Raw genomic sequence first — 11598 nt, 5'->3', positions numbered from 1 at the left:
CGCGGGTCGTGCGCCACAAAGGCGTAACGCCAGAACATCTCGTCGTCCTTCTTCCACCGCGCCACGGCCAGCGGGAAAGTGAAGTCGCTGCCGGCCACGGTGTGCCGGATGCCGGCGTACTGCCCGGTCACTTCCACCCCGTCGCGCCAGCGCCTCTGCGTGGCCGGACTCCAGGCGCTCCGGGGCAGTGCGGCGGCGGTGCGCTCCGGCCCGGTGGTCCATTGGTTGTAGCTGACGCTCCAATGCGTGAAGCCGGCCTGCTCGATGGCTTGCAGAGGCTCGGCACTGCTGGAGCCGCTGTCGGCCAGGAAATCGCAGGCGCGATCCCGCCAGAGCGGCCGGAGCGTTTGCAGCATCGCCGGCAACGCGCGGCTCACGTCGCCCGGCGAACCCAGTTCACCGCCGACCAGGAACGGGCCGAACCAGAACGTCTGCCAGCAGAGCGCCAGTTGGCCCTCGTAGTTGATCTTCGCCCCCTCGAAGCTCGGGCCGAAGACTTCGATCTGTGTCTCGTCGAAAAACGCTTCCGCGCGTCCGGCGTAGGTCCAGCGGGCGGGGTCGGCCCGGTCGATGACCCACTGCACAAACTGCGCGTTGAGGTTCCAGAGCGCGGCGATCGAGGTGTCGGATTGTTGGCGCAGCCATTGCCCCAACTGGGTCTGGTCGGCGAACTTTTTGACGCGGGCCAACTGGCGCACCAGCGGCTCGTCGTTGAGCCGTTCGGCGTCGGCCAGGCTGGCCCCGCCCGAGCAGAAGGAGTAGATCAGTTGGGCCACGATCAGTTCGGGACTATAGCCGTGGGAGGTGCGGGTGCGCGGGTCCAGTCCGGGCAGGGCGCGGATTTTTTGCCAGAGGTCAAACTGCTGGGCCAGGGCTTCCAGGGCGGGCAGGCCGCCCGGGGTGGACTGCTTTTGAGCGGCAACAAACTCGAAGCGGATCCTGGGCGAGCGTTTGGTGACGGTCGGCATGCTTCATTGAGGCACGGCGCGCGAGGATATTCAACGCCGAACCCAAAAAATCTTCACCCGCCGGTGCAATGCTTCAGGCGATGGCTAAGGTTTGGGGTGAACAGCACGGGCCGACCAAGGGCCTCTGGATTCGGACTGCACCCCCGCCGGAAGATCCGGACAAGCCCGCGCCGACGAACAGGACCAGAAGTCTCGGCAGCAAACCTGCCCACCGACTGCCAGCAGGCGGCCCGCAAACCTTCGTAAAATCCCCTCAACCGCCAAACTGCAAGCGCGCGTCCTCGTTCAAGAGGCGCGTGAGGTTCTCCCAGTTGACCTCGTTCATTTCATTGAACGCGTGCAGGTAAACGGTCACCACCTCGGCCGGGTACTTGCTCAGCAGTGTTCCCACCGCCTTCTGCAGCTTTTCGTCCTCCACCTTTTCGGGCAGGGTTTCGACCACTCCGTCCTGATGGGGAATGCCAAGTGCGTCCAGGAAATCCGCCAGCATGGCCTTGTGCTTTTTGAGCAACCAGGAGCGGATCAAAGTGGCGGCCGCCGCGTCCAGGGACGGACGGGTCAGCGTGTTCAATATCAGCGGGTCCCGCCGCGCCCGGGGTTGCTGCAGCAAAAAGACGGGCCGAACCCGCCGGGCCTCGGCCACCGCGGCCAATGTGGCCTTGTACGTCGGTTTGTCCTCGGCAAAGGCAAAATTCAAAATGTCCGCCGCCAGCGACGGCGACATGAACCCGATTAATTCGTGCGACTTCAGCATGAACCTTCCACCCGCTTGACAATCGGGCCCGGACCTGTGCCGGAGCCTCAGGCCGGGCCAACCGTCAGGAAGCTAATCTTGTGCCGCCGGGCCAGTTCGCCGCAAGTCTGCTCTTCAAGCACCAGACTCCGACCCGCCTCAAATGCGAACACAGCCACCCCGGCCCGCGCGCAGCTTTCCAAGGTTCCCGGCCCCACGCAGGGTATGTCAAATCGCATGTCGTGGCCTTCCTTGGCCACCTTGACCGCCACCGCACCCCCGCCGGGCCCCGCCAGTTCACCCCCTCGCAACAAACACCGATCCGTCCCCTCGAACGCCTCCACCGCCAGCACGGTGCCCTGCTTGACCACCACCAACTGCCCAATCTCCAGCCGGGCAACCTCGCGGGCCACGCGATAACCAAACCGCACATCCTCCATCTGCTCCGGCGTCGGGTCCGGCCCCAACCGGTACCCGGGCCCCTTCATCAGCGGTCGCAGCCATGGCGTGGCCTCCAAAACCTCGATCCCCTCCCGGCGCAACTCCTCAATGACCGCACCGAAAATTGTGTGCGCATTTCTCTCCTTCAACCGCATCAAGAGGCCCAGGGCACGCAGATCCGGTCGAACCTCATAGAGCCGTTTGGGGGCGATCTGCCCCGCCATCACGCAGTACCGTACCCCGCGTTCCCGCAGAACCCGGATCAGCCGCTCCAACTGACCCACTCGCACCCAGGCCAGGTCGTCCACCCACCGGGCCAGGGACGGGTCGGTCTCCCCCTCAAACCCCACCGCCACCAGCCGACCCACCCCGGCCGACTTCACCTGCTGCGCCAAAAGAATCGGGAGCGACCGGTTCCCGGCAATCAACCCCAATACGTCCAGGCGGGGCGGTGCCCCGGACGCGGCAACCCCGGCCATGGCCGGTCCTGCTTTACAAGCACCCTCCGGTTGCCCGACCCCGGTCGCGCCTGTCTCCACCCGCCGATGCCGCCAAAACCACCCCATCCTGCAGACCGGTTTCAGGTTCCAAACAAGCGGTCGCCCGCATCCCCAAGGCCGGGCAAAATGAACCCACGCTCATTGAGCCCGCGATCAATCGCTGCCGTAAAGACGGGCACCCGCGGATACCGCGATCGGACGGCTCGTATCCCCTCCGGCGCGGCCACCAGGTGAATCATCCGCAACCGGCGCGCGCCGGCCTGCGTCAAACGATCCAGTGCTTTCAAGGCACTGCCACCCGTCGCCAGCATCGGGTCCATCACCAACACCTCAAACCGCTCCAATCCCGCCGGCAGGCTTTCATGGTAAAACGCCGCCTCCAGCGTGGATTCCTCGCGGCGCAACCCAAGAAACCCCACCCGCGCGTGTGGAATCAATCGCAGGATCCCGTCCAGCATTCCCAGGCCCGCCCGCAAAACCGGCACCAGCAGCACCTCCCTCTCCAGCTCGCATCCCACCGTCCGTTCCAATGGCGTTTCCACCTCGCAGCGCCGAACCCGCAACGACCGCGTGGCCTCGTACACCATCAGCCCGGCCACCTCGGCCAGCAACCGCCGGAACTCCTGCGGCGGCGTCCGGCGGTCGCGCAACCGCGTCAAATTGTGCCGGATCAACGGATGTCGGATGACGATTACCCCGGTCACAACACCTGCTCCTCAGGGTACCAGCGCGGGGGGTAGGAAATACAGGTGCCCGGCCCGCAGATGCGGCAGTTCCAGCCCGAAATCCACCTTCACCGTGTGCGCCCGGCCTTCACCGCCAAAGAACGGGAACAGATCGGCAAAGGTGAGCCGCCTCTGGTACCGCACCACGTTGGCCTCCTCGACTCCGGCCAGGGCCATGGCCCGCTCTTTGGCCGTCTCAAAGTTCCCCAACTCATCCACAAACCCCAGCCGGTACGCCTCCGCACCGGAAAACACGCGCCCATCGGCAAATTCCTCCCAGTTTTCCACCAACTGCCGGCCCTCCGACTGGTTCGCCTCCGCCGCAGCCTTGCGCCCCTCGGCCACCACTTGCTTGAACCGCGCAAACACCTCGTCTATCAGCGCCTGGAGCATCTCGCGTTCTTCCGGCGGAATCTCCGAGGGATCCCGCGATCCGCTCAACATGTCCTTGAACCGGCCGCTCTTGTACGTGTACGGCCGAATCCCCACCTTGTCCATCAAGCCGCGATAATTCCACGTCGAAAGGATGACGCCGATGCTGCCGGTGAGCGTCATTTCGTTGGCCACAATCCAGCGGCTCGCCACCGCCACGTAATAGCCCCCGGACGCCGCCACATTCTCCATCAGCGCCACCACCGGCTTTTCGTACTCCTGCTGAAATCGGCGCACCGCCCGATACAACTCATCCGACGCAAGCACCTCGCCCCCCGGCGAATTGATCCTCAGAATCACCGCTCGCACCCGCGAGTCCTGCCCCGCCCGCTTCAGCTGCGCCCGGATCACATCCACCAAGTCAAACCCCAGCGGATCGACCAGCTCGCTGGTGATGATCCCTTGCAAGTCCACCACCGCTACCTTCTCGCGGACACCGTGGTCCTCCAACACCACCTCTTCCAGCCGCGGCCCCCCTCCCCGGCCCGCCGCCACCGTCACACCTTCCAAACGCACAAGCCCCGACACCACCGTCCATGTGACCCACAAACCCAAACCCACAAAACCCAGCACAAGCAGCCACACCCAACCGCGAGGGCGCCGACGCCCCGCCGCCGCACCACCGGTGGGTCGGATCACTGGAGGTACCGAGGAGGGCGGGGGTGGCCCACCCGCACCCCACGAACCCGACGCACCAGGCCCGGATTGACTGGAAGGGTCGTATGTCATGCCTCCGACGCTAGTCAAACCTCACCCCGCCCGCAAGAGCTCCACGGCCCTGCCCCTCCCATCCCGTCTGTTGTCCCCAGAAATGGGGATACCGGGACAGATTCACCTGTGCCAAAATGCCCCTGGCTGAAGCGAGAAGAAGGCAGTTCGAACACCGTGTGCAATTGGAACTTCGGAACTGCCGCGCCGCATCAGGCGAGACAATTTGGTGCTTTGCGTCTCGGGTAGGGGGTCGAACAATGATTCGGCCCCTTTTCCTTCCCAGGCAACCGCCTGATCCGAGCGGGCCCAATATCCGCAACCCCTCCATGGTCCGCCCTTTTCCTCAACCACGGCCCGATGAACGCCCGCCCGGCCAACGAACCGGACCCTCGGGGCTGGCACGCGGTCTTCTGCCCGGCCCATACCACGCCCCTTCTGCACATCACCCCCAGCGTTCAACCCGGTCCCGGCTCATGCCCGTCCGCCGGGAGCCGCATCCCGGCCAGTCCCCCAGCCCCATCCACAGCCCCTGATCGGGGCCCCGGCTCAAGCCCCGGTCGAGGACACTCCCGGCAAGCCGCCTGAAAATGCGCAAAGCTTCACCGAAAACGGGCTCGGAACAGCCCCGTGCCGCCCATAGCGAAACCTCTCGCCCCAGCCACGCCCACCGAGCCACGTCGACCACAGTCACAGCGCGCTGCCGATCCATACCCCATCTGGCACCCGGCCCGCGTCTCCGGGCCCCCCTGCCGCTACGGCGGAGCCCCGGCTACGCGACTCCTCCACATCTTGTCGCATCCTCCCGATCCGGCTGAATTGGCTCCCCTCACCGTACACATCGCGTACATTCTGCGCCCGGCCTTGCTTACCCACACCCTGGCCATCGGTGCGCCCTTCAGTTTTGCACCTGTGCGCCAGTCCGCCCTTTCATCCCATGGACGGCGGCCGTTTGCGAAGCAGCCGCTGCAGCAAACCTCCACATCCGAACCTGAACCAATTCCACAGGGCCGGTTCTCGGTGTCGGACCCCGGCCCGGTAACCTCCGCTGGGCGGCGGTTCACAAGGCCGAATCCCAGCAACCAGGAAGTTGCCCGCAAAAGGTCCCACCCTACAATCGGCTTTTCCTGCGAACCGCTTTGCCGTAATCATTAGGTGTTTAACGCACGGCCATGATGAAACGGTCAGTCGAGATATACGACACCACACTGCGTGACGGCAGCCAGGGCGAAGGCATTAACTTTTCCGTGCACGACAAGCTGCGCATCGCCGAGCGCCTGGACGCCTTCGGTGTCCATTACATCGAGGGCGGTTGGCCCGGCAGCAACCCGAAAGACATCGAGTTCTTCGCCCAGGCACGGCGTCGCCGGTGGCGCAACGCGCGTCTGGCAGCCTTCGGCTCCACCCGCCGCAAGGGCATCCCCGTGGACCGGGACGAACAGGTGCGCCTGCTGCTGGAGGCCGAGACGCCCGTGGTGACCATTTATGGCAAAACCTCCCTCCTGCACGTCCGGGAAGTCCTCCGCTGCAAGCCGGAGGAAAACCTGGCCATGATCCGCGAGACTGTGCGGTACTTGAAAGATCACGGCCGGACGGTGATCTACGACGCGGAACATTGCATCGACGGGTACAAGCTGGACCCCGACTACGCCATGGCCACCTTGAAGGCCGCCGCCGAGGCGGGCGCAGACCTTGTGGTAATCTGCGATACCAACGGAGGCTCGCTCATGCGGGAGGTGGCCGAGGTCACCGCGCTCGCCGTCCGCACCCTCCCCTGCCCGGTTGGCATCCATACCCATGACGACATCGGCCTCGGGGTGGCCAACGCCCTCGCAGCGGTCGAAGCCGGCGCCGTCCACGTGCAGGGCACCATCAACGGCTATGGCGAGCGCACCGGCAACTGCAACCTCACCAGTGTCATCCCCTGCCTCACCTTCAAAATGGGCCTGAAAACCGTGCCGCGCCGGTCCCTGAGGAAACTCAAGGAACTCTCCCAGTTCGTTGACGAAATCGCCAACCTGCGGCCCAACCCGCGCCAGCCCTGGGTTGGCTCGGCCGCCTTCGCCCACAAGGGCGGGACCCATGTCAACGCCGTCCAAAAGATCACCGCCAGCTACGAACACATCGACCCCGCCCTGGTGGGCAATTCCCGCACCGTGCTGGTGAGCGACCTGGCCGGGCGCAGCAACATCCTCATGAAAGCCCGTGAACTCGGTTTCCGCCTCCACCCCGACATGCCGGAGGTCAAGGAGATCCTCCGCTTGGTGAAGGAACGTGAGCACCAGGGCTACGAGTACGAGGCCGCGCCCGCCTCGCTGGCCCTGCTCATCCGTGGCGTGCTGGAGCACAATCCCGAACTGCTCTTCACCGTCGAAACCTACCACGTCTCCATGCGACGGGACGCCCAGGAATCCATCTGCGAGGCAACCGTCAAGGTGCGGGTCGGAGACCAGGTCCATCATACCGTCGCCGAGGGTGACGGCCCGGTCAATGCCCTCGACGGTGCCCTGCGCGCCGCCCTGGTGCGCTCCTTCCCCGAACTGCGAAAGGTGCGCCTCACCGACTACAAGGTTCGCATCCTCGACAGCGCCGCGGGCACTGCTGCGAAAACGCGCGTGTTGATTGAATCCACCGACGGTCACGAGGAATGGGGCACCGTGGGCGTCAGCGAAAACATCGTCGAGGCCAGTCTCCAGGCCCTGGCGGACAGCCTCGAATACGCCCTGCTCCGCAAAAACCGGTTGCGCCGGCGGCACGCAAAAGGCTCATGAACCGACTCCTTCCGACGCTGTTGATCCTGGCAACCCTGCACGCCCCGGCCGCGCAACCATGGCTGACCTTTGAACCGGCTGACGGGTCCGCCTCGCCACACCCCTACATTCTCCTCCTCGCAGGAGACGAGGAGTACAGGTCCGAAGAGGGCCTGCCCATGCTCGCCCGACTGCTGGCCCATCGGCACGGATTCCGTTGCACCGTCCTCTTCTCCCAGAACCCCGACGACGGCACCATCGACCCCAACAACCAAACCAACGTGCCCGGCATGCACCTCCTCGGTCAGGCAGACCTTGTCATTCTCCAGTTCCGGTTTCGTGAACTGCCCGACCCCGAGATGCGCCATTTCGTCGACTACCTGCAGGCCGGCAAACCCCTCATCGCCCTCCGGACCGCCACACACGCCTTCCAGTACACCCGCAACCCCAACAGCCCCTACGCCCACTTCGACTGGCGCAGCCGCACCTGGCCCGGCGGATTCGGTCAACAGGTCCTGGGTGAAACCTGGATCGCCCATCACGGGGAACACGGCAGGGAAAGCACACGCGGGCTGGTGGACGGTCGATTCGCAGACCACCCGGTCCTGCGAGGCGTTCGCACCGTCTGGGGTCCAACCGATGTCTACGCCATCCGCAATCTTCGTCCCACCGACATCGTTCTCATGCACGGCCTGGTCCTGCACGGCATGCAGCCCGACGCCCCGCCCAACTATGACAAGCCGCTCATGCCCCTGGTCTGGATCCGCGACCACACCTGGCCCAACGGCGCCACCACCCGGGCACTCACCTCCACCATCGGCGCCGCAGTGGATTTGCAGGACGAAGACCTTCGTCGCCTCCTCGTCAACGCCTGCTATTGGCTGACCGGCCGCCCGGTACCGCCCCGCGCCGACGTCACCCCCGTGGGCGACTATCGGCCCTCCATGTTTGGCTTCAACCAGTTCATCCGTGGCCGCAAGCCGGCCGATTACCTCAGCCCGTGACATCCACTCGTCAACCCCGCCCCCGATCACACCATCGAACCCTTCGCCCCGCCCCAGTTGGGAGGTTCCGACCGTCCTGCACCCATGGCACCCACCAAAACCGCGCCGCCCCGCCCCATGTCCGCCACGAAACCCTCCCGGCGAATCCCGGGCGCAACTTTCGGTCGCCTCGGGTGTTTGCCCTTAGCGAGCAGGTAAGCCAGCCATGGGCTATCTGGGTCTGAAAAACGTGCTCGGCACGGCGCTGGAGGTTCCACCGGAAACGGTGGATGACCTCATCCGCAGCTGGCGCATTGCCGTCGAAAACGGCTCCGGCGAGTCATTCCCGGCCTTCGTCGCCCGGGAACGGGGACTCAGCGAGGAGGCCCTGTTGCGCCGTCTGGCTCAAACCCTCGAATGGCCCTTCCTCGAACTCAGTCGCGCCAACATCCCGCCCGAAGCCCGCAAGGGCCTCTCCACCAAGGTGGCCTTCCAATACACGGTCATGCCCGTCCAGCTCAGTGACGGCCTCCTCCAGGTCGCGGTCAGCAACCCGTTCGACACCTCCATGCTCAACGCCGTTCAGTTCGACGCGCGCCAGCCCGTTCAGTTCGCCCTCGCCACCCGTAACGACATCGAAAAAACCCTCAAGAAATACTACGGCGTGGGCGCCGAAACCCTCGACGAAATGGCCGAAGACGAGCCCATCGAACTCCTCGTCAGCGAGGACAAGGAAATCACCGAGGGCGACCAGGAAGCCAGCGTCATCAAGTTCGTCAACCAGGTCATCTGGGAGGCCTACAAAAACCGGGCCACCGACATCCATTTCGAACCCGCCGAGGACGAACTGCGCATCCGCAACCGCATCGACGGCATCCTCCACCAAATCCCCATGCCGCCCCAGCTCAAGCGGTTCCAGTCCGCCATCATCTCCCGCATCAAGGTCATGAGCGGCATGAACATCGCCGAAAAACGCCTCCCCCAGGACGGCCGCATCAACGTCCGCATCCAGGGCGAAGAAATCGACATCCGCGTCTCCACCGTACCCACCGTCTACGGCGAAAGCGTCAGCCTCCGACTCCTCACCCGCGGCAAGATCTTCCTGAGCCTGGACAAACTCGGATTCTCACCCCGCGACGAAGCGCTCATCCGCGAGCTCATCGTCAAACCCCACGGAATCTTTCTGGTCACCGGGCCCACCGGCTCGGGTAAATCCACCTCCCTCTATGCCTTCCTCAGCACCATCAACTCGGTCCACAAACGCATCATCACCATCGAGGAACCGGTCGAGTACGAACTCAAGGGCATCAACCAGATCGCTGTGCGACCCGAAATCGGCCTGACCTTCGCCGTCGGACTCCGCCACATCCTCCGCCAGGACCCCAACGTCATCATGGTCGGCGAAATCCGTGACCTGGAGACCGCCGAGATCGCCATTCGCGCCGCCCTCACCGGCCACCTGGTCTTTTCCACCCTGCACACCAACGACGCGCCCAGCGCGTTCACCCGGCTCATCGACATGGGCATCGAGCCGTTCCTCGTCGCCTCCTCGGTCGAAGCTGTCATGGCCCAACGACTCGTCCGAACCATCTGCCCCCTGTGCAAGACCGAACAAAAGGTGGACAAGGAATACCTCAAACGAATCGGTTTCCCGGCTGCAGACATCGAAACCGCCAAGTTTTACCACGGCACCGGTTGCGAGGAATGCCGCCAACTCGGATACCAGGGCCGGACCGGAATCTACGAATTGCTCGTGGTTAGTGAACCCATCCGCTCCCTCGTCATGAGCCGTGCCCCGGCATCCACCATCGCCCAAAAAGCCATCGAGCTGGGCATGCGCACCCTCCGGGCTGACGGTTGGAACAAGGTCAAGGAAGGCATCACCACCATCGAAGAGGTCCTCCGGGTCACCCAGATCGAACAACACCTGGATACCCTGGCCGAGAACCCGAAACACGCCGCATGGGCGCACGCCTGACCCAGCCCCGTCACCACGCATGTCATGTCCTGGCCGCCCGCCAGACCGGACGCCGCGTCTGGCGGTTCGAGGTCAAGGGCAGCACCCTCCAACTGGATCGGGCCGAGCAGTTCAACACCGACCAACCCCTGCCCCGCCACTGGGGAACCAAAGACTGGCGCACCCTCGGCCGCCCCCGTCTGCACATCGCCTGGTTGCATCCCGACCGGGTCTTCCTCCGCGTGGTACATCTGCCGGCCGCCACACCGGACGAAACCCGGGCCATGATCGAGCTCCAGCTCGAACGACTCTCCCCTCTGCCGGTGGCGCAGGCCATCTGGAGTTACCATCCCATGCCGGGTGCACCCCAGGGGCAGCAAACCTTGGTGGTGGTCATCGTCGCCCGTGAAACCGTGGAATCCTTCCTGGGCCAGCTCGAATCAGCCGGTTATCAGCCGGACCGACTCGAACTCGGTGCCCTCGACCAATTGGCCGCCGTGCCCGTCACCGGCGACGGCGCATGGATCCATGCCGGTGTCCTCGGACGACCCGACCTGGCCTTGGTGGCATGGTGGTACAGCGGAATCCTCCAAAACCTCAGCTTCCTCCAACTCCCACCCCCGGAGAACCGCCCCGCCCTCATCCGCAGTCAGCTCCACCAGGCTGCATGGGCCGGTGAACTCGATGGTTGGTTGACCCGGCCGCCCGAATGGCACTTGGTCGCCGATCCGGTCACGGCCGCCGAGTGGGAACCCGCACTCAGCGAAGGCCTCCAAACGACCGTGCACGTCCAGCCCCCGCCCGCACCGGACGAACTGGCCCGCCGCACCGCTGAACGAGCCCTCCAGGCCAACGGCCTGCCCTCTCTTTTGCCCGCCGATCACGCCACACGCTACCGCCAATCCTTCGTAGACCGACTCTGGATGACCGGTCTGGGCGCAGTGGTCGGACTCTACCTCCTGGGCGTGATCGGTTACTTCGCCGCACTCGGCGTGCTCCAATTCCAACTGCGTCGGGTCGAGGCCCGCATCGAAGAGATCACACCCGAATACAACCGGGCCTCGCAGCTCAAGGCCCGCGCCCAGGTCCTCCAGGACCGTCAGGATCTCCGGTTCGCCGCACTGGACTGCTACAAACTGGTGGCCGAACTCCTCCCCGAAGGCGCCACCCTGCAGTCCTTTGACTTTGCCGACGGCCGCCGCCTCACGCTCAACGGTACCTGCCCGGAGGACCGTGTCATGGCCGTCATCGAATTCAGCAGCGCCCTCCGCAAGGCACAGGTCCGCGGCCAGCCCATGTTCGACCCGCAAAAGGGCGAGCCCTTTACGCAGCGCCGTACCCCCAACGCCAACGTGGTCTCCTGGAACTTCAGCCTGGAACTCAGCCGACCCGAGGAATGAC

The 11598-nt window shown here is 64.8% G+C and carries 9 protein-coding genes; 4 read left to right on the top strand and 5 right to left on the bottom strand.

Features of this window, described 5'->3' with window-relative positions; translation table 11 throughout:
• From G4L39_RS11040 to sppA, 5 genes are all read right to left on the bottom strand, one after another.
• Positions 1-968, bottom strand: a 968-nt coding sequence (locus tag G4L39_RS11040; RefSeq protein ID WP_165108229.1) for a transposase, incomplete at its 3' end; no start/stop codon positions are given.
• Between the two features lie 253 nt (positions 969-1221).
• Positions 1222-1722, bottom strand: coding sequence for a hypothetical protein (locus G4L39_RS11035; RefSeq protein WP_165108227.1), 501 nt, complete (start codon positions 1720-1722; stop codon positions 1222-1224).
• 47 nt (positions 1723-1769) lie between these two features.
• Positions 1770-2621, bottom strand: a complete 852-nt coding sequence (locus G4L39_RS11030) for an LpxI family protein (protein WP_165108225.1) — start codon at positions 2619-2621, stop codon at positions 1770-1772.
• A 101-nt stretch (positions 2622-2722) separates the two neighbouring features.
• Positions 2723-3346, bottom strand: a complete 624-nt coding sequence (gene upp / locus G4L39_RS11025; protein WP_165108223.1) for a uracil phosphoribosyltransferase — start codon at positions 3344-3346, stop codon at positions 2723-2725.
• A gap of 12 nt (positions 3347-3358) precedes the next feature.
• On the bottom strand, positions 3359-4438 hold the full coding sequence (sppA, locus tag G4L39_RS11020) for a signal peptide peptidase SppA (protein ID WP_165108221.1): 1080 nt from the start codon (positions 4436-4438) through the stop codon (positions 3359-3361).
• A 1244-nt stretch (positions 4439-5682) separates the two neighbouring features.
• Here sppA and cimA point away from each other — a divergent pair.
• From cimA to G4L39_RS11000, 4 genes are all read left to right on the top strand, one after another.
• On the top strand, positions 5683-7278 hold the full coding sequence (gene cimA, locus G4L39_RS11015; RefSeq protein ID WP_165108232.1) for a citramalate synthase: 1596 nt from the start codon (positions 5683-5685) through the stop codon (positions 7276-7278).
• Positions 7275-8261, top strand: a complete 987-nt coding sequence (locus tag G4L39_RS11010) for a ThuA domain-containing protein (RefSeq protein WP_165108220.1) — start codon at positions 7275-7277, stop codon at positions 8259-8261. Before cimA ends, G4L39_RS11010 begins: the two co-directional genes overlap by 4 nt.
• Before the next feature lie 205 nt (positions 8262-8466).
• Positions 8467-10218, top strand: coding sequence for a GspE/PulE family protein (locus tag G4L39_RS11005; RefSeq protein WP_165108218.1), 1752 nt, complete (start codon positions 8467-8469; stop codon positions 10216-10218).
• A complete protein-coding gene (locus G4L39_RS11000; RefSeq protein ID WP_165108216.1) occupies positions 10203-11597 on the top strand; it encodes a type IV pilus biogenesis protein PilM in 1395 nt (464 codons plus the stop codon). Before G4L39_RS11005 ends, G4L39_RS11000 begins: the two co-directional genes overlap by 16 nt.
• Position 11598 lies beyond the last annotated feature (1 nt).

Origin of the sequence: Limisphaera ngatamarikiensis, assembly GCF_011044775.1 — a bacterium.
Taxonomy (GTDB): Bacteria; Verrucomicrobiota; Verrucomicrobiia; order Limisphaerales; family Limisphaeraceae; genus Limisphaera; species Limisphaera ngatamarikiensis.
This window is presented reverse-complemented; position numbering and strand designations above follow the sequence as displayed.